The sequence below is a fragment of the Acinetobacter sp. KAM396 genome (assembly GCF_021602765.1).
Classification (GTDB): domain Bacteria; phylum Pseudomonadota; class Gammaproteobacteria; order Pseudomonadales; family Moraxellaceae; genus Acinetobacter; species Acinetobacter towneri_A.
In genome coordinates this window covers 129,960-152,016 of sequence record NZ_BPPH01000003.1, presented here as the reverse complement: position 1 = coordinate 152,016, position 22,057 = coordinate 129,960, and the positions used below count along the sequence as shown (strand labels likewise).

The window sequence follows — 22,057 nt, the reverse complement described above, 5'->3', positions numbered from 1 at the left end:
AAAATTAAATGTTGGGTTGAATTCTCACTTGCCCAATTCAATATTCTTCAAAATCACACAATCTGCCTGTTCATCGCCAGAGCAATGGTCTGCAGAACTTTGTAGCCAATTCGCCATTTCCTGTAATTGCGCAATCTTCTGTTTTAAGGTTTCAATATGTTTAAGCGTGAGCTGCTTCACCTCTGCACTTTGTCGGTCAGCATTTTTCCATAAACCTAGCAATTCTTTCATTTGCTCAGAAGAAAAACCCAAATCCCGCGCATGTTTAATAAAAGACAAAGTTTTTAAATCTTGCTCAGAATAAATCCGATAACCCGAAGCAGAGCGTTTGGCGCTATCCAACAAACCAATTTGCTCATAATAACGAATCATTTTGCTGGAAATACCCGATAGCTTAGAGGCTTGACCAATATTCATGTGACTTCTTCTCATAAAAGGGCATAGAACAATCTTCTAAACCCTTTGTAGGTTGCATTTAAACCTGTGTTGCTTGGAAATATTTTAAGCGGAGCGCATTCCCCAATACAAATACTGAAGATAATGCCATCGCACCCGCAGCAAAAATAGGCGAGAGCAAAATACCTGCAAAGGGATACAGTACGCCTGCAGCAATTGGAATCAAGGCAATATTATAAATAAATGCCCAAAATAGATTTTGACGAATATTGCGGATGGTGGCTTTACTCAATGCAATTGCATTGGGTACACCTTGTAAATTGCCCGACATCAACACCACTTCGGCCGCTTCAATCGCAACATCTGTGCCTGTACCAATCGCAATCCCAACATCGGCTTGTGCCAAAGCAGGGGCATCATTAATACCATCGCCCACAAAAGTCACACGTCCAAATTGCTGTTGTAATTCACGTACAACATCAACCTTGCCTTCGGGTAAAACCTCAGCCACCACATGATCAATCTGTAAACGTTCAGCAATCGCCTGAGCCGTATGTCGGTTATCACCCGTAATCATCGCCACTTTTAAACCCAGTTGATGCAAGGCTGCGATTGCAGCAAAAGTCGTATCTTTAATCGGGTCTGCAACGGCTACAATGGCTGCCAGTTGTTGATCAATCGCCATATAAATTGGCGTTTTACCTTCTTGTCCTAAACGCGCAGCTTCTGCATCAAAAGCGCTAACATCTAGCCCAATTTGCTGCATATAACGATCTGCACCAATCTGAATATGCTGACCAGCTACTTGTGCTTCAATGCCTGAACCTGTGATGCTGTCAAACTCGGTCACAGGCAGTAAACTAAATTGCTTTTCTGTTGCAGCTTGCACAATCGCCAATGCAATAGGATGCTCAGACTTTGCTTCTACTGATGCTAAAAGTGCAAAGACTTGATCTGCATCAAAACCCGATTGCACATGAAAATCGGTTAATGTTGGTTTGCCTTCGGTGAGTGTTCCTGTTTTATCCACCGCGACCACTTTGACGTCTTGCAAAAGCTGCAAAGCCTCGCCTTTACGAAATAGCACCCCCATTTCTGCGCCACGACCTGTTCCCACCATAATCGAAGTGGGTGTGGCTAAACCCATTGCACATGGGCAGGCAATAATCAGCACAGCGACTGCATTGACCAAACCAAAGGTTAGGGCAGGTTCTGGGCCAAAAATAAACCAGACCATAAAAGTCAGGGCAGCCAATAACATCACGGCAGGTACAAACCACATGGTTACTTGATCCACCAAGGCTTGGATGGGCAATTTAGAACCTTGCGCCTGCTCGACCATGCGAATAATTTGCGCCAACACCGAGGCTTCACCAATGGCAGTAGCGCGAATATTCAGTGTGCCATTTTGGTTGATGGTGCCGCCCACAACTTGATTGCCGACCTGTTTGGCTACAGGAGCAGGTTCACCCGTAATCATCGACTCATCTATATAACTATGACCTTCGACCACTTCACCATCTACAGGAATGCGCTCACCCGGGCGGATTTCAACAATGGTATTGGAGCTCACTTCTGCCACAGGTACTTCCATAATTTGACCATCCCGATGAATCCGGGCAGTTTTGGCTTGCATGCCAATTAAATGCTGAATGGCCTGAGAGGTGCGCCCTTTAGCTTTGGCTTCAAAATAACGACCCAGCAAAATCAAACTGACAATCACTGCTGCAGCTTCATAATAAACATGAACTGTGCCTTCGGGTAAAAGCTGTGGCATAAATGTTGCCACCAATGAAAAACTGTATGCAGCCAAAGTTCCCACAGCCACCAAAGAGTTCATATCAGGCGCAAAACGTAACAGCGCAGGAATCCCTTTTTGATAAAAACGACGTCCAGGTAAAAGCAGTACCAATGTTGTTAAAGCAAATTGAATCCACCAGCTTTGTTGTTGTCCAATATTGTGCATTACCCACATGTGAAAGGCGGGAATCATGTGTGATCCCATTTCTAGAATAAATACAGGCAAGGCTAAAATGAGTGAAATCACTAAATCACGTTTCAGTTGTTGCTGTTCTAGATTCTTTTTATCGTTTTGTTCATTAGCGTCGTGTTGCAGCAGTTTGGCGTCGTAACCTGCTTTTTTAATCGCTTGAATTAGGTCTTGGCTAGAAACAGCGGCATTCGGCTGAATCCATGCGCGTTCAGTCGCCAAATTGACATTGGCTTGTTCTACACCAGGCACTTTCTTTAAGGCTTTTTCGACACGCGCCACACACGAAGCACAGGTCATGCCATCAATAGACAGTTCTATTGGTTGAATGGCTGGCACATCAAAACCTGCACGTTGCACCGCCTTAATGAGCAGCGCACGGTCTAAAGGTTGCGATGCGTGAATCAGTGCTTTTTCAGTTGCAAGATTCACTTCAGCTTTTTCTACACCATCAATTTTTTTTAAGGCTTTTTCGACCCGCCCGACACATGAGGCACAGGTCATACCTTCTATAGACAAGGTTTCCTGATAGAGAGAGGCATTTTGGTGTTTTGCGTCCATGGTCATCTCAATCATCTCGATCATTTTGGGGATGTGCTTAGCATATAGATTGACATGATGGTAAGGTCAAGTAAATTCTTGCTCAGAATAAGCTTGACCTTGCTAGCATGGTAAGCTTTAAACTACAGTTCAACAAATGCAGAAGTGTGGAGTTCGCAATGAAACTATTGATTGAAAATATGACTTGTGGCGGTTGTGCACGTGGCGTCACTGCAACGGTTCAAGATGTTGATCCTGCTGCAAAAGTTGAAGTCGATTTAGCAACTAAAATTGTGACTGTAGAAAGCACTGCAACCGTAGATCAAATTACGGCTGCATTGGCTGAAGATGGTTTTCCTGCACAAGTTCAATAAAAATTGCACCATCTATGATGCCCTAAGGTGTGCGCTTATAGTTAAGGTCAATTGGTCAACTGACGAATTGACCTATTTTTTTGCCTGCTAATTTTTGCTTGTTGTTTTTTAATATGATCCAATGCATACATTTTGATCACGAAGATGCTCAACCATACCAATCAAAAGCTGAGATTTTTTAACTTCAAGCTGAGTTTCATTCATTCAGGGCTGAAACTTGCTGAATGGGAGATATACTGTCATCTAAAATCTATTATTCAATTCTTATCATTATAAAAATATTTTTTGGCTTTAACTTATTGTTATTAATGTATTTGTCTTATTTTTTAAATTTTATTTATAGTAAAAAATCATTATTTTTAGATGTTTTGCAGCATGATCTAAACTAAGGTGAATAAAATTCACTTTGGACTGAGGTTAAATCATTTTTATTCACTTTGTCATTGCAGTATAAATACCCTCATTCAGAAATTTTAAATTTTTAAATTTGGGTAGTAGATCATCATGACAAAGCCATTCACCTGTTCAATTAAACGCATTCGTTTTGACGAAAACTATGAACCTGCTAACAGCACGCGTTTAACCACTAACTTTGCAAATTTAGCGCGTGGTGAAAGCCGTCAGGAAAATTTACGCAGAACCTTAGCGATGATCAATAATCGTTTTAACTCGCTCGCATCTTGCGATAACCCGAAAGGTGATCGTTATTCGCTTGAAATTGACATCATTTCTGCAGAAATTGATATTGAAGGAAACGGCAAAACTTTCCCATTCATTGAAATGCTAAAAAGTACGATCACAGATCATCAAACAAATGAACGCATTGAAGGCATGATTGGTAACAGTTTTTCTTCTTATGTCCGCGATTATGACTTTAGTGTGGTATTGCCTGCATTCGGCTGCAAAGTGAATGAAAAGCCTGAAAGTTTTGGCGATTTGCACGGTAAGCTTTATCAGCATTTGGTCAGTTCAGCAGTGTTTCAAGCCGAATTTCAAAAACAACCAGTGATTTGCCTGAGCGTATCCACCACGAAAACCTATTACCGCACAACCAATGTACATCCTGTTTTAGGTACAGAATATAAAAATGATGAATATTCACGTACCGATGACTATTTTGAAAAAATGGGTTTAACCGTGCGTTACTTCAAACCTGAAAATAGCAATGCACCGCTTGCGTTCTATTTCTCTGGTGATTTACTGCGCGATTACACAGATTTTGAGCTGATCAGTGCCATCAGCACCATGGAAAGCTTCCAGAAAATTTACCGTCCTGAAATTTATAACACCAACTCACCTGCAGGCGAGGTCTATCAGCCAAGTTTGAATTATCAGGATTATTCATTGACCCAAGTTGTGTATGACCGAGTTGAGCGTGCTCAGTTGGCAGTGAAGCAGGGTAAATGGACTGAAGAAAACTTTATCAAGCCTTATCAAGACATTCTTGAACAATGGGCTGCTAATTTCGTACCGCCGCATGCTGCTAATCAAGAACGTGTTGCTTAACTTAAAATACAGATAGAAGATTCAAAATGACTATTTTATTACCGACATCAACGGCTGGCAGTTTACCTAAACCTTCGTGGCTGGCAGAACCTGAAAAGCTTTGGTCGGCTTGGAAATTAACAGGGCAAGAATTACTGGACGCAAAACAAGATGCGCTACGTCTATCACTGCATGAACAACAGCAAGCAGGGATTGATATTGTGAGTGATGGGGAACAAACCCGCCAGCATTTTGTTACCACTTTTATTGAACACCTTGAAGGTGTCGATTTTGAGAAACGTGAAACAGTCAAAATTCGTGATCGTTATGATGCCAGTGTCCCTTCTGTGGTGGGTGCAGTTTCTCGGCAAAAACCAGTATTTGTCGAAGATGCCAAATTCTTGCGTTCACTGACAGATCAACCTATTAAATGGGCGCTGCCTGGCCCTATGACCATGATTGATACTTTATACGATGCACACTACAAGAGCCGTGAAAAGTTGGCATGGGAATTTGCCAAAATCCTGAATCAGGAAGCACGTGAACTTGAAGCTGCAGGAGTAGATATCATTCAGTTTGATGAACCTGCGTTTAACGTGTTTTTTGATGAAGTGAATGACTGGGGCGTGGCAACATTAGAGCGTGCTTTAGAAGGTTTGAAATGTGAAACGGCCGTGCATATTTGCTATGGTTATGGCATTAAAGCCAATACTGATTGGAAAAAAACACTCGGCTCAGAATGGCGTCAATACGAAGCAGTTTTCCCAAAATTACAGCAATCAAATTTGGATATTATCTCACTCGAATGTCACAACTCACGTGTTCCGATGGATTTGCTTGAACTTATCCGTGGTAAAAAGGTGATGGTGGGTGCGATTGATGTCGCAACGAATACGATTGAAACAGCCGATGAAGTTGCAGATACATTGCGCAAAGCATTGCAATTTGTCGATGCTGACAAGTTGTACCCATCGACTAACTGTGGAATGGCACCATTGAGTCGTCAGGTTGCACGAGGCAAGTTACAGGCTTTGGCTGCTGGTACGAAGATTATTCGCCAAGAATTATCTAGTTAAGCGTTCGATCAGGCGAAGTGAATTCAAGCCAAGTGAATTTAAGTTAAGTGAATCAGGGATGCTTTTTCAGGCAAAAAGCATCCTTTGAACTTTCTAAAAAAGTTGAGTGTTGGAATACGGTGATGGTTAAAGCAACAGACTTCAAAAATGCAATGTCTTTCTTATCAAGTGCAGTCAATGTAGTGACGACAATGGGAGATGCAGGACGTCATGGTTTTACTGCATCTGCGGTATGTAGCGTGACAGATACACCGCCAACATTATTGGTGTGTATGAATAAATCATCGCGTTCACATCTCAGTTTTTTAGAGAATAAAGTGCTGTGTGTGAATGTGCTGAATGCAGAACAAGAACACCTTGCCAATTCGTTTGCCTCATCAAAATTAAGCTCAGATGAGCGTTTTAAGCTGGCGGAATGGGGTGCTTTAGAAACGGGTGCTCCTATATTAAAAAATGCATTAGTGAGCTTTGATTGTGAAATTTCGCAAATTCAAGAAGTCGGAACGCATACTATTTTTATTTGCCCAATTGTTGCCATTCAAAAAAATCAACAAGATCAGGCGTTGGTTTATTTTAATCGTCACTATCATCAAGTTGGTGAAACTGTGTTTGTTTAATTCGCTATAAAATATTGCAATATGCGATAATCAGTTTATACTTGATTTATAGCAAAATGCGATAAAATATTATGCATGTGATCACCCACGCTAGAATTATAGAGGCAATGCACAAGTGGCCACAGGCTGAAACAGCACTCGATGGTTGGTATCGAATTATTAAGGCAAATGATCCGAAAGACTTTGCCGAAATGAAGCAGTTATTTCCAGCAGTTGATAAAGTTGGAAAGTTTCATGTATTCGATATTGGTGGGAATAAGATTCGACTTATTGCTGTTGTGATGTATCAGGCAAAGCGTGTGTATATTCGTCATGTGTTATCCCATAAAGAATATGACAAAGGTCATTGGAAGGAGGATTAGTATGAACGCAATGATTAAACAGGCTGTAGATCACTGGCACTACGTTGCTCCTTTGCTGAGTAAACCAGAAAATGAAAAAGATTTTCATGCACTTGTCGAGGCTTTAGATGAGCTTTTAGATATTGTTGGTGATGATGAAACGCATCCTTTAATGGGGCTGATTCATCAACTCGGTGACTTGGTTTCTGTTTATGAAAATGAACACCTGCCTATTCCTCATGGAGATGGTCGTGCTGCTTTAGCTTTTTTGATGGCGCAACATGGATTAGGTCAATCTGACTTGGCAGAGGTTGCAACTCAATCTGTGATTTCGGAGATTTTAAGCGGCAAACGCCAGTTGAATATTCGTCATATTAAAGCGCTGTCTGAGCGGTTTAAGGTTTCTGCTGATACATTTTTCTAAACGTTTTATATTTTTTAGACATTTTATTTTTAGATATTTAAAAATAAATAGCTCCGAAGATGCCGCTGCATGTCGTTACCCTGAACCCGAAAAAGTTCAAGGCGGACGCGACGCATACTTGCTGGGTTTCCCATACGAGATGGGCATACGCTCTAAATATGCAGAACACAATCCTAAGATTTAAGTATCGGCAGGGATATAGACTCGCTGGCGAACACCTCAGAGTTAGAATTAGTATAACCCATCACAGTGGCTTGGCAACTCATGTTCACGAATTAACTGTAAAGATAGAGCTTGTTTGCATAGTCTTTATGCAAACTTAAGTTAAAAAAACCACTTAAGTAAGGGCTTCAACTTCTTGCAAAATAGTGCTGAGTAAACGCTCACAATGCTCATAATGCTGCAAAGATTTATTCATAGAAAGAACCTCTTGCATCAACTCTAAAGCCACCACGATGATCAGTTTGCTCGGTTCCATATTGGGCGCTTTACGACGAAACTCATCATAGCGCTCATTCAATAGTTGTGCCGCACGCTCTAAATCTTCTCTTTTTTCTTCAGTTGTGGCTAAACGGAAACTATGCCCTAAAACACGTAAATCAATTGGAATTTGAACTGACATATTAACCTTCCTCGCTCACTTCAGCAGGGTGGGCAAGTTGTTGAATTTCTTGCGCATGATGATCTTGAGCTGTACCTAAAATTGCAAGACGCTGAATAATGGCTTCCACTTTGGCTTTTGCATGCTCATTTTTTTGTAACAATCTTTCACGTTCTTGTTTGAGTGTCTGAATTTCGTGCTGATTTAAACGCTGATCATTCAGCATTTTTTCTTTTAAAATGCGTAATTCATTGCGTTCAGCTAAAATTTCCTGAAAGCGGTTTTTCAAATCGGTACAGCTTTTTTCCAAACGACTGTAACGATCTGCCAATGCTGTCGCATCTTGGTTTAACTGCTGTAGTTGCGCTTGCGTGCTGCTTAATTGCTCAGTCAGATTCTCAATTTCATCTTGCTTGGCAGTAATAATGCCGTTTCTTTGCACAATTTGAGCATGATGCTGTTCCTCAGCGGTTTGCTTGGCTGTGCTGAGGGCGGCATTTTCACTTTCATAATGATTAATTCGTGTTTTTAAAACACCAATATAAGCTTGTAGACGCTGTAATTCTTCTAACATATCGTGGTCGCACAGTATTGCAAACAAAGGTAATATATACGAAGTATAGAGATTGGATAAACGAATGCAAGACGATATTTCAGGTTGGTCGGAATGGTTCCGTAATTTTTCTAACATTGAAGAAATTTCAAGCCCAAGTGAGTTACATGGCTTGCTGACAGGTATAGTTTGTGTGACAAATGCACCAACCGAAACCGAATGGCAGCAGATTTTAGAAACTTTAAATGTGCCAGAATTAGAGCCAGCCGCACTCTCACTTTTAACCGATGAATCAGAAGATGTCGCACATGCCTTGTCTGAAGATGAGTTGGATTATTTGCCGTTGTTGCCAGATGATGAACATCTTTTACAAGAACGTGTGCAAGCTTTGGCGGATTGGTGTGCAGGCGTCGTGCTTGGGTTTGGTTTAGCTTCTGGGCATATTCGTTCAGATGAAATCGAACTGATTGAGCATTTACAAGATGTCGCTGCGGTTGAATTTGAAGATTCAGACAATGACGAAGAAGGCGAAGAAAGCTATCAGGAATTGTATGAATTTGTACGTTTGATTCCTGTGAGTTTATCTGTAGGACGTAAAAAAGTGCCTGTAGAAGAAAGCTCTTTATTGCAAAACTTACATGCTAAGTCGCGTCAACAAACCGTACAAACAACACAAAACGCAAGTACTGTTGTTGAAATGTTTACGCCACACCGTCCGAGTTAATCGGGCGTTGTGTGCCTAAGTTAAGTCGGTGTAAGGTGCTTTAAGTCATTACAACAATCATATTTTCATCATTTTATATGTGTAGACCGTATTTATGAAAAAACTGACTCAAGTCGAATTTAAAGAACGTCGTGATCAACTTGCAGAACTGATGGGACCCAATAGTGTCGCAATTATTGCAACCAGTCCTGTGGCAATGCGGAATCGTGATGCAGATTATAAATATCGTGCCGACAGCAGTTTTTTCTATTTAACAGGTTTTGCCGAACCTGAAGCAGTTGCGGTGATTGAAACCTATGAATCAATTGATGAAGGTTATACCTACACGTTGTTCTGCCGTGAACGTAACCGTGAAATGGAAATCTGGAATGGTTATCGCGCAGGGCTAGAAGGCGCAATTGAGCTATTTGAGGCAGATGAGGCTTTTGCAATTGCGCAATTAGATGCAAAAATCATTGCCAAAATTGTCAATAAAGACACGTTGTATTATCGCTTGGGACATCAGACTGAATTTGATCTACGTGTTGCAGCATGGAACCAACAAGCCGATGAACAACATCGTCAAGGCAATACTGCACCTGCCAAAATTGTTCAGTTAGATCGTTTGTTAGATGAAATGCGTTTGCATAAAACTGAGTCTGAATTAGAGTTGATGCAAATTGCTTCAAATATCAGTGCTGAAGCGCATACTCGTGCCATGCAAACAGTAAAAGCAGGCATGATGGAATATGAGCTAGAAGCTGAACTGAATTACATTTTTGGTAAAAATGGCTGCGTACCTGCCTATAACAGTATTGTCGGTGGTGGTGAAAATGCCTGCATTTTGCATTATGTCGAAAATGACAAAGTGCTTAAAGATGGCGATTTAGTCCTGATAGATGCTGCCTGTGAATATCAGTGCTATGCCTCTGATATTACCCGTACTTTTCCCGTGAATGGTCAATTCAGCCCAGAACAAAAAGCACTGTATAACATTGTATTGGATGCGCAAATTGCAGCAATTGAAGCCGTGCAAATTGGTAACTCCTACAAAGAGCCGCATCATGTTGCGGTGCGTATTTTGGTGCAAGGTTTGCTTGATCTAGGCATTATGCAGGGCGATTTAGAAGAAATTATTGCTTCGGAAAGTTATCGCCAGTTTTATATGCACGGTACAGGGCATTGGTTGGGCATGGATGTGCATGATGTCGGCAGCTATAAACACGGTGAAGACTGGCGTGTTTATGAAGAAGGTATGGTGGTGACCGTTGAACCGGGTCTATACATTGCACCCGATGATGAAACGGTAGATGCTAAATGGCGTGGTATAGGTATCCGTATTGAAGATGATATTGTTGCGACTGCGAACGGGCCATTGAATCTGACTTCAAAAGTGGTGAAAACCGTAGAAGAGATTGAAGCATTGATGGCAAAAGCTAAATCTGCTTAATTGGGTCTAATCAAAGCTGGTCAAGTGATCAGCTTTTTTATTAGAAAGCGCGTGTAAATTTTGAGTATGTAAATAATTTTTAGTCTTTGATCCGCTTTTTTGCTTCATCATAAACAATGTTATCAGCACGCTTTCCAACGGTAATGAGCAAAATAACGACCTGATCATCTTTGACCTGATAAATAAGTCGGACACCCGCTTTTAATAATTTGATTTTATAGCAGCCAGCAAGATCACCTTTAAGCATGTTCTTTGGAATATGTGGCTGCTCAATGACTTTGGCTAATTTTTTCTTGAATTGGTCGCGGATAGCACTCGGAAGCTTTTCCCATTCTGCAGTGAAGTCCTTGTGACGTAAAAGATTATAAGTCATCTAATGTGACTTCCTCGAACATCTCTTTAGGATCATTCATGCGTTTACGGACAAGTGCCAATAGTTCAGCATCTTCTTCTGAAAGCAAAGCTTTCTGTACTGGAAGCTTTCCAGTCGTTGCCACATATTCAAGAATATTGGTAAAGAAATCGGTAGGTGAGATACCTTGTTCTTTAAGGATTGAATAAGATTTTTCTTTAAGGGCTTCATCGACCCTGAAATTAACAGTAGCCATCACTTCTCTCAGTTATTGAATGTATGGAAATATTGTAATGCAATATGCATTACAAAGATAGTTTGTATAATAACCATTATGTGAGATCATTTTTATCGTTGAGCTTATTCTAAAATCAATCATCAGCCATCAATAATACTAAGTATTGAATTTATCTTCTCTTGTGTCATACATGGCTCGGAGCAAGAAGATGAGGGACTAATAATTATAGTTTGAATTGGACATTTGCAAGAAGTCTAATCATCTTCCATAGCTTCAACACTAATTCATTATAAAAATAAATGACTTTGCGGTAAGATAAAATCCATTACAGATTATACGTATTTCGATTGAATCTTTTGAAGTCGAATACCTCATAAAAAGGATCAAGGCATGCAACAAGAAGTGATCATTGTAGGCGGTGGTATGGTCGGGCTAAGCTTAGCCTTGATGTTGGCTAAGTCAAACATTGCAGTGAAGTTGCTAGAAGCGATTCAATACCCCAATTATGATGATGCCAACCTTGCGCCGTATCACTCCAGTTTTGATGCACGTAACAGTGCCTTGTCGCGTCGCAGCGTACAAATTTACCAAGAGCTAGGTTTATGGGATGCCTTGCAAGAACATGCTACGCCTATTTTAGAAGTTCAAATTACCGAACAAGGTAGTTTTGGCAAGGCACGTTTATTGGCCGAACAAGAAAAAGTCGAAAGCTTTGGTCAGGTGATTGAAAATGCATGGTTAGGTCGGGTGTTACTGACCGAAGTGCGTAAACAACCTTTGATTGAATTGATTGATGGTGTACAGGTCACCAGTCTTAAACAAGATACAGATTTTGCCTATATTGAAGCCGTTCGTGGTCAGGAACAATTACAGCTTGCTGCCAAACTACTGATTGCTGCCGATGGTCGTGATTCTTTCTGCCGTAAAGCCTTGGGCATCGGTGCATCGGAACATGATTATGACCAAGTGGCGATAGTGACGACAGTACAAACCTCCAAACCGCATGCACATGTCGGCTTTGAGCGTTTTAGCCATTTAGGGCCTTTGGCATTGTTACCACTACCAGGTGAATATCGCCGTTCTGTGGTGTGGCCTGTACCAAAAGGTACAGAACATGAATGGATGGGCGATGAAAATGATCAACACTTTTTAAATGCCTTGCAACAAGCCTATGGTGATCGTGCAGGGAAATTTGAAAAAACAGGACGTCGTTTTAGTTTTCCATTATCACAAGTTCTGGCGGAAAAACAGGCGGTTGGTCGCGTTGTACTGATGGGCAATGCAGCCCATACCATTCACCCAGTCGCAGGGCAAGGGTTTAACCTGTGTATGCGAGATGCATATGTCTTATTGCGTTATCTCACCGAACAGGCGGCACAGTCAGGAGATTTAGGTGATGCTACAATGCTGCGTGACTATGAACAATCGCGTTTGAAAGATCAGCAGCGAGTCATCAAATTCTGTGACAGTGTCGTACGAGGATTTAGCAATCAAAACCCAATCCTGAAATTTATGCGCAATACAGGCTTAGTCGCGTTTGATACTATTCCAGGCATTAAACCTTTGGTCGCCAACTATGCCATGGGGTTAAAAGCATGAGCACAGCAAATCAACAAACTCAAGTTTTAGATGTCGTCATTATTGGTGGGGGCTTGGTGGGGGGCTTAACTGCACTCTTGTTGGCACAAGGCGGTGTGCAGGCGACGGTTTTAGATGCGGCACCTATTTTAGATGCAGAGAAAACTCTTGCAGTTGCCAATCCGCGTGTATTGGCTTTAAGTCAAGCAACCATCCACTTGTTAAAAACAGTTGATGTCTGGTCTAAACTGGCGCGACACATGCCGTATAGCGGCATGCAAGTGTGGAATAAAAATGGCTATGGCGAAATTAATTTTGGGGTAAGTGCCGCACGTACACCCGCCATTGAGCATGCTCTGGGGTCAATGGTTGAGCCAAGTATATTAAATCTAGCGATTCAGCAACAAATGTTACAACAAGTGCATGATTATCGCACTCAAGTCAAAGTGACGCGTTTAGAACGCGGTGTTGATGTTTGGCATATTCATTTAGCCGATGGTACGCAATTACAGACCAAATTGGTGATTGGGGCAGATGGTGCCAACTCCTTTGTGCGCGAACAAGCCTATATTGATTTTGATGTGCTGGATTATCGTCAGGCAGGTTTAACCTGTGCAATTCGTACTGCACAGCCGCATCAGCATGTTGCACGTCAAATTTTCTTAGAAACAGGTCCTTTGGCCTATTTACCGATGGCGAGTTTACAAGCAGAACAGGAAGGGCATTGGCAGTCGATTGTTTGGACTTTACCTGATGATTATGCCGAAGAATATGCCAAGCTCAATGATGCCGACTTTAGCCAGCTTTTGACTCGTGAAAGTCATCATATGCTTGGAGAAGTCTTAGAGGCAACCCCGCGTGCTATTTTTCCACTGAAAGCACGTGCAGCGCAGCGCTATGTGCAAGATGGTCTGGCACTTATTGGTGATGCCGCGCATGTGATTCATCCACTTGCAGGGCAAGGGGTGAATATTGGTTGTCTGGATGCGGCTGTACTGTGTGATGTATTGTTACACGATTTCAAACGTGGCGTTTGGGCGCATGAGCAGACCTTAAAGCGTTATGAGCATCGCCGTAAAGGACAAAATGATGCCATGATGCATAGCATGTCTGCGATTGGCTGGATGGAAACCACCACTTTATTCCCGGTGGTGTGGGCACGTAACTTTGGTTTGAAACAGGTAGAACAGCAGCCTGCGTTAAAAGATGCCTTCATGGCACAAGCCAATGGATTAAGTCTACTTAAAGACACACGCTACGCCGTTTAAGCAAAACAGTCGTTTTTTGTACGGTCATACATACGTTATTACCAATTTGATTAAAAAAGATACGTTTTTTTTAATCTAGACTCTATGCGAAAGGTCAAGAGATTGCTAAATTTCATCGTAATTCATAACCAGTTTTCACTTGGACTAAATTGAAGTCATTTGTGGGGAGATTAAGATGACGGACATGAACGATTACGATGATGTAGAAGATTCAACTGTTGACGAAGATGAAGCGAAAGCTGCCGAAAAAGGCGCTGCAGATTCAGAAGAAAGCGCTGCAGATGGAGATTTAGCAGAAGCAGAAACACTCACCGTAACTGCCAAACTGAAACAGCGTCAGGCATTGGAAGATGAAGTGGCTGCATTCTTGGCACGTGGTGGAAAAATTACCGAAGTACCACCAGATGAGTCTGCACGCGACTAATCTGTTGAACGTATTTGCTAAATGCGTTGATTGAATTTATTTGTTGAACTGTTGAGTGGGTCGGGCGGAGTGCTGATTATGCAGGCTGCTCTAATGCTTATTACTTCAACATAAAAAAAGCATCACCTTGCATAAAGTGTGATGTTTTTTTATGCGTGATAATTGTCATTATCTTTATTGATCAACAGGCTTATTCAGCTGCTTGGCTTAACTCCAATGCACGTTGATAGGCAATTTTCTTTTTAATCCCTGTTAAGTCAGCAGCCAATTGTGATGCTGCTTTTACCGATAAATCTTGCAATAAACGCTGCAATAGCTGATCTAATTTTTCTTGTTCAAGGTCTTTTTCTTCACTCGCTCCACCCACCACCAATACAATTTCACCTTTTTGTTGATGATGATCTGCTGCGATAAATTCAAGCAATTCGCCCAAAGTCATCTTTTTAATGGTTTCAAAGGTTTTGGTAATTTCACGGGCAAAGCCAACAGGACGGTCTGCACCAAACACGGCAGCCATATCTTTGACCGAATCTAAAATTCGATGCGGTGCTTCATAAAAAATCAGGGTTTGGGTTTCATCTTTTAGCTTTTCAAGTTGTTGTAATCGCTGTGACTGTTTGGATGCGAGAAATCCCTGAAAACTAAAGCGATCACTGGGTAAACCAACAGCACTTAGCGCTGCAATGGCTGCACATGCACCGGGTACTGGAATTACACGGATACCATTTGCTTGTGCTGCACGAACCAGTTTAAAACCTGGGTCGCTAATCAGTGGCGTACCTGCATCGCTAATGAGCGCCATGTCTTCGCCATTGAGTAATTTTTGGACTAAAATATCAATCTTGTTGCTTTCGTTGTGTTCATGGCAGGCTGTAAGCGGAGTTGAAATATTAAAATGTTTCATTAATTGTGCAGAGGTGCGGGTATCTTCAGCAGCAATTAGGCTGACTGATTTGAGCACATCAATTGCACGGTAGCTCATATCATCTAAGTGACCAATTGGGGTAGCAACAACAAATAACTGGGCACTCATTGAGTTTTCTCCGTGGGAAATTACAAACTAAAATAAAAAAAGATCAAAGACGAAACAACAGCAGTATTGGCTTGCGTCTGATGCAAGTTACAGACCAAGCGTTTATTCTACCTGAATTGCAGTCTGACGTGTGAAACTCACGTCTTCTCACTTCAGTCAATACTATGCCTGAGTACCATAATAAAATAAAAATTGGATATAGCATGAATCAAAAAACATTACAGCAAAGCATCGGCATATGGGCAGAGCAGACGGCTTGGCAATATTTACAACAACATGGCTGGCGTATGCTAGAACAGAATTATCACAGTGTTTTTGGTGAAATAGACGGTATTTTTATTCAAGCAGAACAACTGATTTTTGTAGAAGTTAAAGCGCGTTCACAAACTGGGTATGGGAAAGCCCACGAAGTGGTGTCTGCATCTAAGCAGCGTAAAATTATGAAAACCGCCCTGCAGTTTTTAACAGAATATCCACACTATTCAGAATATTATTGTCGTTTTGATGTGATTTGCTTTGATTTTTCTCAGCAATTTGCAAAAACAGTACAGCAAGACTTTTCCAAATTCCCGTATGATTTGCAATGGATTGAAAATGCTTTTACTTTTGATGCAGACTTGATTAATCTTTGAGTGAAATTTAAAGCAAAAGCATCAGTCGGTGTATTGTTGATCGTGCAAATCTAAGGATGAAATGCACAGCACAAGCCAGAATTGAAAGAAAATAATAGGAGTCTTGCTGAGTGTTCAATCGTATTGCAGTGACCTTGCTGTGTGTAGCAAGTTTATCGGGTTGTGCAAGTTTTATTTCAAGTGGTACAGGCACTGCGCCAGTGGGTACAGAAAGTGGTGCACGCTCACTTGGGCAAGTGTTTATAGATAATTCTATTGAACGTACTGCAAAAATTAATTTATATAAATTGGATTCACGTTTTAAACAATCGCGTGTCAATATAGAAAGTTTTCATGGCAATGTGTTGTTGACAGGGCAAGTGCCTGACGCGCATTTAAAACAGTTGGCAGAAGACAATGTGCGTGCCATGAGTGATGTAAAAACCATCCATAACTATATTACAGTGGGCAATCAAATCAGTTATAGCACTATAATGCAGGACACTACGGTCACTGCAAATACACGCGGCTTGATTATGAAAGCGCCTGTAGTGTCAGACAGCAAAGTGCGTATTCATACCGAAGATGGCGTGTTGTATGTGATGGGACGTTTAAACAATGCGGAATCGCAGGATTTAAACCAAGTGCTACAGCAAGTAGGTAATGTCACTAAAATTATTACCTTAATTGATAATATTGAGCTACAACCAAGCAATAACGCTAACTTTGTAAGTCCAATGGTTGCTCCAGAAACACAAACTCCTGTCGCGATTGACCCAGATCAGGTTGAACCGACGCATGTTCAATAATGTGGAACACTGGTTTAAACAACTAAATAAAACTTTAGAACAGGCGAAACGTATTTATGAAGAATTTCGCCTGTATGATTTGGGCAGCTATGCGCTGAACTGTTTAACGCCACGTCAGGGTTATACCGTTCAAAGCAATATTGCTTATGGTTTACGCGCACGGCATCGTTTGGATTTGTACCGCACCATAACACCACGCCCACAACGTCCACTCATGGTGTTTGTGCATGGTGGGTCATGGTCACATGGCGATAAGCAAGATTATCGTTTTGTGGGCGAAGCTTTTGCAAAAGAAGGCTTTGATGTCGCGGTGATGAACTATCAGCTCGCGCCACAACATATTTTTCCCACTTACATTGATGATTTAACCCTTGCGTTGAATTACTTGACTCAGCAGCAACATAAACTGGGTATTTCCACTGCACAGGTGGTGTTGATGGGACATTCTGCTGGGGCGTTTAATGTGATGTCTTTGTTATACCATCCACAGTCGTATGCTTTAAGTTGTAAAGATCACATCCGGGCCATTATCGGATTAGCTGGGCCTTATCATTTTGATTATAAGGATGATCCACTATGTGCCGATGCCTTTGATCAAGATGTGCCATATCAGGATGTGATGCCGTATTATTTTGTGGAGCCGAATTCAGTCAAACACTATTTATTGGTGGCAGAAAAAGATCAAATTGTGGGTGCAAATAATGCCACAGATTTCGATCACGTGCTAAAGAAATATGGCAATCACAGCGAAATTATGGTCATTCCAAAAACAGGGCATGTCAGTGTCATGGCATCGGTGTCGAGTCTGTTTAGCCGTTTCTTTGCGACCAAACGTCAAATATTGCGTGCTTTAGATCAGGCGCTTAAAGATGCGTGATGTTGATTGATCTTCTGTGGAAAATGGTAATTAAAAAAACCGTTGCAGCTTATGGGGTGCAACGGTTTTTTGAATGCAAGATTGCGAATTAGACTTATAGCCAAGCTTTGGTGTCATCTGCCACAGGCGTGCCTTGGGTCACATGCATAATCATGGCATGGGCGATACTGCCTTTAAATGGAATATCAGGCAGTTGATCAAACTTAAAGAACTGTGCATCACGAATTTCTTCTTCCTGTAACTGAATTTCACCGCCTGCATATTCAGCTTTAAAGGCGATCATTAAGTTACTTGGAAAAGGCCACGGCTGGCTGGCAAGATACTGAATATTTTTAAGCTGCAAACCCACTTCTTCAAAAGTCTCACGACGCACGGCTTCTTCAAGTGTTTCACCCACTTCCACAAAGCCTGCGATTAAACCGTAAACTGGTAATTTATTGCTTGCATGACGTGCCAATAAAACTTCATCTTTACCACGGGTAATCACGGTAATGACACAGGGATTTACGCGCGGATATTGGTGATAGCCACAAGCAGGGCAGACCATAGCGTATTGTGTCGCATGGACTTCGGTTTTATGACCGCAATGGCTGCAGAATTTATGATTGCGCCGCCATTCGAGTAACTGAATAGCACGGCTGGCTTGTTCAAACTGCTGCGTGTTCCAGACTTGTAAAAGTTGCCGGATTGGAACCAGTTGAAATCCTTCAGGTATAGATTCATCGTCAAGCAGATCTCGGGCAATTACTTGATCACCCGAGCTAAAACTTAAATCACTTGCCAACTTTTCTACACGTGGTAATTGGAAGTTTTCATCGACTAAAAGCTGTTGTCGCTGAAATATATATGCAAGTGAGAGTTCAGTCATTGGGCTACAGTTTTCAATTTTTCACTACTGTCCAATGCTACCTTAAACATGCTGTGTAGAACAGGCTGTTTGTTCTTTAAATTGTCAATCAGCATGTCTGCGCTCGCAAGTGAATCCAAGATGTGATTGACTTGCTCTAGCGTTAAGTTCTGACCTGCTTCAACTTGTGCATGCACAAAATCTGCAGATACTTTCAGTGCTTTTTGACCATTTTCAGCATTTAAGAACTGCATAGCCCCTGCAACTTCACGAATTTGTGCAGAAGTATGCTCTAAATCTGCAACGCTTTGATTTTCTAGGTGTAGTGTGAGTGTTTGCGTGATGAGGTCAATCAGTAACTTGGTTTCATTCAGTAAGGCTTCATGTGCTTCATCTAAACGATCTAGCGAAATGTTCATGTTATTCACGCGTAATTGTAAACGGCTAGAAGTGTGATGACGCTCCAACACACCAATAGAGTTCATCGCCGATAAAATCACGTTCATTAATTGCTGAGCAAAGTTTTCATCTTTAAGCAATTCAGGTCGACTTAAAGATTCTGCCTGACGTTGCAGATCAATTTGCGCTTCATTTAAGTTCAGCACTTTAAATAAATTGGCTAACTCGTTTAATTTGCTTTGCAATTCCTGTGTTTTTTCAGGACTCATGTTTTGATAGTTGTATTCGATGTCATTGCGAATTTGTGTCATTTCAGTGGTCACTAAATTGCTAATGGTATGCATGGTGTCAAAGTCTGGACCATACAAATGACGGCTGAATACTTGTAACTGTGTATCGGTGAGTAGGTCTTCGCCCAAATTGATTTGGCTGCGAATATGTTGAGAAACTTCATCTTCCTGACTAATGCACAAGCTTAAAACATTGGCAAGGTCAGTGAGGTTTGCTTTAAAGCTTTCTGGTGCAGCAAAGTATTGGCGCATATTGTGCTCAATACCAATAAAAGTACGCAAACGTGGCTCATTCAACAACAAGTTATCAATATGGTTAAAGGCAACGTGTACTAAGCCCCAATATTGCTGACTTGGATGGTTTTCTGCCAAGCCTGCTAAATACGTTCCTACTAATTTGATTGCTTGAAGATCCATTACAGATTCTTCTTGCTTGAGCAGTTTATGTAATGACAGCTTATATAAGCGATGCACATAAGCCGATTTTTCTAAAGAAGGCGCTTGCGGCAATTGGAAACTTGGAGTGATGCAGTCCAGCAATGTTTCGATATGCTGACCTTCTTGAGTCAACGGTTTCCCCAATGCCAATTCTAAACGGTTTAAAGTGTCGAGTAGGAATTGTGGAATTTTAACTTCACGTAGGCAAATGAACTCAATATAACGCTTGAGCATGGTGGTGCCTTCGCTAAGTGCAATCACTTCCTGCGTGTTGATATTGCTTGGGTTCCCCATAATTTTACGCATGAGCTCTGCTGAGTATTGCGCAATTTTTGCCAAGCTTTCCATATCAATTAAGGCTAAAACCTGAGCACACTGTTCAAATTGATCAAGTGCATCATCAATCCCAAAAGGCAAAGTTTGATCTTCAGCTAAGGTACTTACTGCGGATTCAACCAATTTGATAGAATTATCAACCTCATTTTTTATTATCAGCAAGGCAGTTGGATCAAAATGTATAGAGGTTTGGTAAGACATGGATCTGCACCTTTCCTAGAGTTTTATCTGTTTGTTGGTTCTTTGCAAAATACACAAAGTCCTATTTGCTTTAACTATAACTGAACTGGCAAATCTTTAAATACATAAAATTACAAAACTTGTCGATTTTATTTGGCAAATAAACAAGGTTTACCGTGTTTTTCTTCGAATTGTTTGATCCAGTTCTCATGTGCAGCCAATTCTTCTTCAGACGGTAGAATGACAGCAAGATCAATATCAATACTTAAACGATCGCTTTGACGTTGCTGTTCTTCACTTGCAGACAGGGTATCCATATCAAAGGCGACTTGTCCCCCCGTCATTGCTAAGTAAACGTCGGCTAGAATTTCAGCATCCAGTAATGCGCCGTGGAAGGTACGGTCACGTGCAGGTATTTCATAGCGTCTAACTAAAGCATCCAAGGAGTTTTTTTGCCCAGGGTGTTTGCTTTTTGCCATCAGCAATGAGTCCGTTACGGTACACACGTCTGATAAATTGCCCAAATCTGCACGACTGAACTCCATATCCAAGAAGTTCATATCGAAGGTAGCGTTGTGCGCGATAATTTCTGCACCTTTAAGATATTGATACAGCACATCAGCAATTTCGGCAAATTTGGGTTTGTCTTTTAAGAACTCATCTGAAATGCCGTGAATGTTTTCTGATTCACCGACCAATTTCTCAGGCTGAATATAAATGTGGATAGAGCTGCCGGTGAGTTTACGGTTAATCATTTCTAGTGCACCGACTTCAATAATTCGGTCACCATCTTGATAGTAAAAACCTGTGGTTTCGGTATCAAGAATCAGTTGGCGTGGGCCGTGTAGCTGCATTGTGGCAGGGGTGACCACAATATGCGGATGCGATTGAGTTGTGTTCACTGCGTCAACGCGAGCTGATGGATTGGTTTTTTCTACTTCAGCTTCGTCTGTGATTGTTGATTCAGTTGCAGGCACGTTCTCTGCTGTTTCAAGTTCCGTGTCAGTTGTCTGATGAGTTTCCTGAAGCGTATTTTGCATATCTTCTGTTTCAGCCTCGGCATCAGCGCCCATTAAATCAAAACCAAAGGGGTCATCTAACAACCAGTCAGATTCGGCTTTTTTTTTATCATGTTCTGTGGTGTCTGCTGCGGATGTGAATAATGTTGCGCTGAGGGTTGGGTTTGAGTCTCCAGCTTTTAACATTTTGCTGACTTGATCTGCACCCACATTGGCGAGTTGATCTGCCATTTCATTGCCCGCATGTCCTGCATGACCTTTAATCCAGTTCCATTCAATTTCACGACCTTGACAGACCGCATCTAGTTTTTGCCAAAGATCAGGATTTTTGACATCTTTCCAGTTTTTCTTTTTCCAGCCGTGAATCCACTCAGTAATGCCTTGTTTGACGTAATTGGAGTCAGTCCAAATAATCAGCTTGGCATCCATTGGGCAAAATAAAATGCCTTCAATCGCTGCAGTCAATTCCATACGGTTATTGGTGGTTTGAGCTTCGCCACCATATAATTTATGTTCTGCTTGTTCAGTAACAATATACGCACCCCAGCCACCCAAGCCAGGATTACCACGACAAGCACCATCAACATATAATGTGATTGTTTGAGACATAAATCAGATCCGCAGGTTGTGCAAAATAAATCGAAATAAAAAGCTATTGTATATCGCAAATTCAGTTTAGACGTGTAAATCCTGTCTATTTTTTAATTTCTTGTAACATTTATAGACGAAACGCGCTAAATTAATGCCTTGTGTCGTTGTCTAGCTCTACTACAATGGCAAGTCTAAAAAATAATTTATATACGAGTTG

24 protein-coding genes and 1 other RNA gene are annotated in these 22,057 nt (G+C 41.4%); 14 read left to right on the top strand and 11 right to left on the bottom strand.

Features of this window, described 5'->3' with window-relative positions; translation table 11 throughout:
* Positions 1-24 precede the first annotated feature (24 nt).
* Positions 25-417, bottom strand: a complete 393-nt coding sequence (gene cueR, locus L6C30_RS03415) for a Cu(I)-responsive transcriptional regulator (protein WP_019836378.1) — start codon at positions 415-417, stop codon at positions 25-27.
* A gap of 58 nt (positions 418-475) precedes the next feature.
* Entirely contained in the window at positions 476-2,947 is a 2,472-nt protein-coding gene (locus L6C30_RS03410) for a heavy metal translocating P-type ATPase (protein WP_236162331.1), read from the bottom strand.
* Positions 2,948-3,105: 158 nt separating this feature from the next.
* Here L6C30_RS03410 and L6C30_RS03405 point away from each other — a divergent pair, with 158 nt between their 5' ends.
* The 6 genes from L6C30_RS03405 (at position 3,106) to L6C30_RS03380 (ending at position 7,243) form a co-directional block, all read left to right on the top strand.
* Positions 3,106-3,300 carry a heavy-metal-associated domain-containing protein gene (locus tag L6C30_RS03405; protein WP_019836376.1) on the top strand — a complete coding sequence of 65 codons (195 nt, stop codon included), beginning with the start codon at positions 3,106-3,108 and terminating at the stop codon, positions 3,298-3,300.
* Positions 3,301-3,804: 504 nt separating this feature from the next.
* A complete protein-coding gene (locus tag L6C30_RS03400) occupies positions 3,805-4,806 on the top strand; it encodes a putative oxygenase MesX (RefSeq protein WP_236162332.1) in 1,002 nt (333 codons plus the stop codon).
* Between the two features lie 26 nt (positions 4,807-4,832).
* Positions 4,833-5,861 (top strand): methionine synthase, encoded by a 1,029-nt coding sequence (locus L6C30_RS03395; RefSeq protein ID WP_070152464.1) that lies wholly within the window; start codon positions 4,833-4,835, stop codon positions 5,859-5,861.
* A gap of 122 nt (positions 5,862-5,983) precedes the next feature.
* The gene (locus L6C30_RS03390; protein ID WP_236162333.1) at positions 5,984-6,478 is read left to right on the top strand and encodes a flavin reductase; all 495 of its coding nucleotides are present in this window, start codon (positions 5,984-5,986) and stop codon (positions 6,476-6,478) included.
* A gap of 71 nt (positions 6,479-6,549) precedes the next feature.
* Complete coding sequence (locus tag L6C30_RS03385) at positions 6,550-6,840, top strand: type II toxin-antitoxin system HigB family toxin (RefSeq protein WP_019836372.1); 291 nt, start codon at positions 6,550-6,552, stop codon at positions 6,838-6,840.
* 1 nt (position 6,841) lies between these two features.
* Positions 6,842-7,243 carry a type II toxin-antitoxin system HigA family antitoxin gene (locus L6C30_RS03380; protein WP_004970519.1) on the top strand — a complete coding sequence of 134 codons (402 nt, stop codon included), beginning with the start codon at positions 6,842-6,844 and terminating at the stop codon, positions 7,241-7,243.
* Between the two features lie 46 nt (positions 7,244-7,289).
* Here the strand turns inward: L6C30_RS03380 and ssrS are convergent.
* The 3 genes from ssrS to L6C30_RS03365 all read right to left on the bottom strand — a co-directional run bounded on the left by ssrS (position 7,290) and on the right by L6C30_RS03365 (position 8,418).
* Positions 7,290-7,472, bottom strand: a non-coding RNA gene (gene ssrS / locus L6C30_RS03375) — 6S RNA.
* Between the two features lie 108 nt (positions 7,473-7,580).
* The gene (locus tag L6C30_RS03370) at positions 7,581-7,865 is read right to left on the bottom strand and encodes a cell division protein ZapA (RefSeq protein ID WP_004970518.1); all 285 of its coding nucleotides are present in this window, start codon (positions 7,863-7,865) and stop codon (positions 7,581-7,583) included.
* A 1-nt stretch (position 7,866) separates the two neighbouring features.
* A complete protein-coding gene (locus L6C30_RS03365) occupies positions 7,867-8,418 on the bottom strand; it encodes a hypothetical protein (RefSeq protein ID WP_154320487.1) in 552 nt (183 codons plus the stop codon).
* Positions 8,419-8,482: 64 nt separating this feature from the next.
* Between L6C30_RS03365 and L6C30_RS03360 the strand changes: the two genes are divergently transcribed.
* Both L6C30_RS03360 and pepP read left to right on the top strand, forming a co-directional pair.
* Positions 8,483-9,121, top strand: a complete 639-nt coding sequence (locus L6C30_RS03360) for a UPF0149 family protein (protein WP_178319215.1) — start codon at positions 8,483-8,485, stop codon at positions 9,119-9,121.
* Positions 9,122-9,215: 94 nt separating this feature from the next.
* Entirely contained in the window at positions 9,216-10,550 is a 1,335-nt protein-coding gene (gene pepP / locus L6C30_RS03355) for a Xaa-Pro aminopeptidase (protein ID WP_236162334.1), read from the top strand.
* Positions 10,551-10,629: 79 nt separating this feature from the next.
* On the opposite strand, the gene L6C30_RS03350 is transcribed toward pepP, so the two are convergent.
* Both L6C30_RS03350 and L6C30_RS03345 read right to left on the bottom strand, forming a co-directional pair.
* Entirely contained in the window at positions 10,630-10,923 is a 294-nt protein-coding gene (locus L6C30_RS03350) for a type II toxin-antitoxin system RelE/ParE family toxin (RefSeq protein WP_004970510.1), read from the bottom strand.
* Positions 10,913-11,158 (bottom strand): type II toxin-antitoxin system RelB/DinJ family antitoxin, encoded by a 246-nt coding sequence (locus L6C30_RS03345; RefSeq protein WP_004970507.1) that lies wholly within the window; start codon positions 11,156-11,158, stop codon positions 10,913-10,915. The genes L6C30_RS03350 and L6C30_RS03345 overlap by 11 nt, the downstream gene beginning before the upstream one ends.
* A gap of 372 nt (positions 11,159-11,530) precedes the next feature.
* On the opposite strand from L6C30_RS03345, the gene ubiH reads away from it, so the two are divergent.
* From ubiH to L6C30_RS03330, 3 genes are all read left to right on the top strand, one after another.
* Positions 11,531-12,739 carry a 2-octaprenyl-6-methoxyphenyl hydroxylase gene (ubiH, locus tag L6C30_RS03340; protein ID WP_236162335.1) on the top strand — a complete coding sequence of 403 codons (1,209 nt, stop codon included), beginning with the start codon at positions 11,531-11,533 and terminating at the stop codon, positions 12,737-12,739.
* Positions 12,736-13,986 (top strand): FAD-dependent monooxygenase, encoded by a 1,251-nt coding sequence (locus L6C30_RS03335; protein ID WP_070152452.1) that lies wholly within the window; start codon positions 12,736-12,738, stop codon positions 13,984-13,986. The genes ubiH and L6C30_RS03335 overlap by 4 nt, the downstream gene beginning before the upstream one ends.
* 175 nt (positions 13,987-14,161) lie before the next feature.
* Positions 14,162-14,410: a hypothetical protein gene (locus L6C30_RS03330; RefSeq protein WP_019836366.1), complete on the top strand. Its 249-nt coding sequence runs from the start codon at positions 14,162-14,164 to the stop codon at positions 14,408-14,410.
* Positions 14,411-14,600: 190 nt separating this feature from the next.
* Here L6C30_RS03330 and rsmI read toward each other — a convergent pair whose 3' ends face one another.
* A complete protein-coding gene (gene rsmI, locus L6C30_RS03325; RefSeq protein ID WP_236162336.1) occupies positions 14,601-15,443 on the bottom strand; it encodes a 16S rRNA (cytidine(1402)-2'-O)-methyltransferase in 843 nt (280 codons plus the stop codon).
* Positions 15,444-15,646: 203 nt separating this feature from the next.
* Here rsmI and L6C30_RS03320 point away from each other — a divergent pair, with 203 nt between their 5' ends.
* From L6C30_RS03320 to L6C30_RS03310, 3 genes are all read left to right on the top strand, one after another.
* Positions 15,647-16,075: a YraN family protein gene (locus L6C30_RS03320; protein WP_236162337.1), complete on the top strand. Its 429-nt coding sequence runs from the start codon at positions 15,647-15,649 to the stop codon at positions 16,073-16,075.
* A 110-nt stretch (positions 16,076-16,185) separates the two neighbouring features.
* Positions 16,186-16,863 carry a BON domain-containing protein gene (locus L6C30_RS03315; RefSeq protein ID WP_019836362.1) on the top strand — a complete coding sequence of 226 codons (678 nt, stop codon included), beginning with the start codon at positions 16,186-16,188 and terminating at the stop codon, positions 16,861-16,863.
* Positions 16,853-17,740, top strand: coding sequence for an alpha/beta hydrolase (locus L6C30_RS03310; RefSeq protein WP_236162338.1), 888 nt, complete (start codon positions 16,853-16,855; stop codon positions 17,738-17,740). The genes L6C30_RS03315 and L6C30_RS03310 overlap by 11 nt, the downstream gene beginning before the upstream one ends.
* Positions 17,741-17,834: 94 nt before the next feature.
* On the opposite strand, the gene nudC is transcribed toward L6C30_RS03310, so the two are convergent.
* The 3 genes from nudC to dnaQ form a co-directional block, all read right to left on the bottom strand.
* Positions 17,835-18,608 (bottom strand): NAD(+) diphosphatase, encoded by a 774-nt coding sequence (gene nudC, locus L6C30_RS03305; RefSeq protein WP_236162339.1) that lies wholly within the window; start codon positions 18,606-18,608, stop codon positions 17,835-17,837.
* A complete protein-coding gene (locus tag L6C30_RS03300) occupies positions 18,605-20,251 on the bottom strand; it encodes a chemotaxis protein (RefSeq protein WP_236162340.1) in 1,647 nt (548 codons plus the stop codon). Before L6C30_RS03300 ends, nudC begins: the two co-directional genes overlap by 4 nt.
* Positions 20,252-20,379: 128 nt before the next feature.
* Complete coding sequence (gene dnaQ, locus L6C30_RS03295) at positions 20,380-21,858, bottom strand: DNA polymerase III subunit epsilon (protein ID WP_236162341.1); 1,479 nt, start codon at positions 21,856-21,858, stop codon at positions 20,380-20,382.
* Positions 21,859-22,057: the final 199 nt, after the last annotated feature.

Excerpts from the sequence above, each read along its gene's own strand:
- cueR (WP_019836378.1), bottom strand. The coding sequence starts at position 417 with ATGAATATTGGTCAAGCCTCTAAGCTATCGGGTATTTCCAGCAAAATG.
- L6C30_RS03330 (WP_019836366.1), top strand. The coding sequence starts at position 14,162 with ATGACGGACATGAACGATTACGATGATGTAGAAGATTCAACTGTTGAC.
- L6C30_RS03405 (WP_019836376.1), top strand. The coding sequence starts at position 3,106 with ATGAAACTATTGATTGAAAATATGACTTGTGGCGGTTGTGCACGTGGC.
- pepP (WP_236162334.1), top strand. The coding sequence starts at position 9,216 with ATGAAAAAACTGACTCAAGTCGAATTTAAAGAACGTCGTGATCAACTT.
- L6C30_RS03395 (WP_070152464.1), top strand. The coding sequence starts at position 4,833 with ATGACTATTTTATTACCGACATCAACGGCTGGCAGTTTACCTAAACCT.
- ubiH (WP_236162335.1), top strand. The coding sequence starts at position 11,531 with ATGCAACAAGAAGTGATCATTGTAGGCGGTGGTATGGTCGGGCTAAGC.
- L6C30_RS03410 (WP_236162331.1), bottom strand. The coding sequence starts at position 2,947 with ATGGACGCAAAACACCAAAATGCCTCTCTCTATCAGGAAACCTTGTCT.
- L6C30_RS03390 (WP_236162333.1), top strand. The coding sequence starts at position 5,984 with ATGGTTAAAGCAACAGACTTCAAAAATGCAATGTCTTTCTTATCAAGT.
- L6C30_RS03335 (WP_070152452.1), top strand. The coding sequence starts at position 12,736 with ATGAGCACAGCAAATCAACAAACTCAAGTTTTAGATGTCGTCATTATT.
- L6C30_RS03400 (WP_236162332.1), top strand. The coding sequence starts at position 3,805 with ATGACAAAGCCATTCACCTGTTCAATTAAACGCATTCGTTTTGACGAA.
- L6C30_RS03360 (WP_178319215.1), top strand. The coding sequence starts at position 8,483 with ATGCAAGACGATATTTCAGGTTGGTCGGAATGGTTCCGTAATTTTTCT.
- L6C30_RS03365 (WP_154320487.1), bottom strand. The coding sequence starts at position 8,418 with ATGTTAGAAGAATTACAGCGTCTACAAGCTTATATTGGTGTTTTAAAA.
- dnaQ (WP_236162341.1), bottom strand. The coding sequence starts at position 21,858 with ATGTCTCAAACAATCACATTATATGTTGATGGTGCTTGTCGTGGTAAT.
- L6C30_RS03350 (WP_004970510.1), bottom strand. The coding sequence starts at position 10,923 with ATGACTTATAATCTTTTACGTCACAAGGACTTCACTGCAGAATGGGAA.
- L6C30_RS03300 (WP_236162340.1), bottom strand. The coding sequence starts at position 20,251 with ATGTCTTACCAAACCTCTATACATTTTGATCCAACTGCCTTGCTGATA.
- rsmI (WP_236162336.1), bottom strand. The coding sequence starts at position 15,443 with ATGAGTGCCCAGTTATTTGTTGTTGCTACCCCAATTGGTCACTTAGAT.
- L6C30_RS03385 (WP_019836372.1), top strand. The coding sequence starts at position 6,550 with ATGCATGTGATCACCCACGCTAGAATTATAGAGGCAATGCACAAGTGG.
- L6C30_RS03345 (WP_004970507.1), bottom strand. The coding sequence starts at position 11,158 with ATGGCTACTGTTAATTTCAGGGTCGATGAAGCCCTTAAAGAAAAATCT.
- L6C30_RS03380 (WP_004970519.1), top strand. The coding sequence starts at position 6,842 with ATGAACGCAATGATTAAACAGGCTGTAGATCACTGGCACTACGTTGCT.
- nudC (WP_236162339.1), bottom strand. The coding sequence starts at position 18,608 with ATGACTGAACTCTCACTTGCATATATATTTCAGCGACAACAGCTTTTA.
- L6C30_RS03310 (WP_236162338.1), top strand. The coding sequence starts at position 16,853 with ATGTTCAATAATGTGGAACACTGGTTTAAACAACTAAATAAAACTTTA.
- L6C30_RS03320 (WP_236162337.1), top strand. The coding sequence starts at position 15,647 with ATGAATCAAAAAACATTACAGCAAAGCATCGGCATATGGGCAGAGCAG.
- L6C30_RS03370 (WP_004970518.1), bottom strand. The coding sequence starts at position 7,865 with ATGTCAGTTCAAATTCCAATTGATTTACGTGTTTTAGGGCATAGTTTC.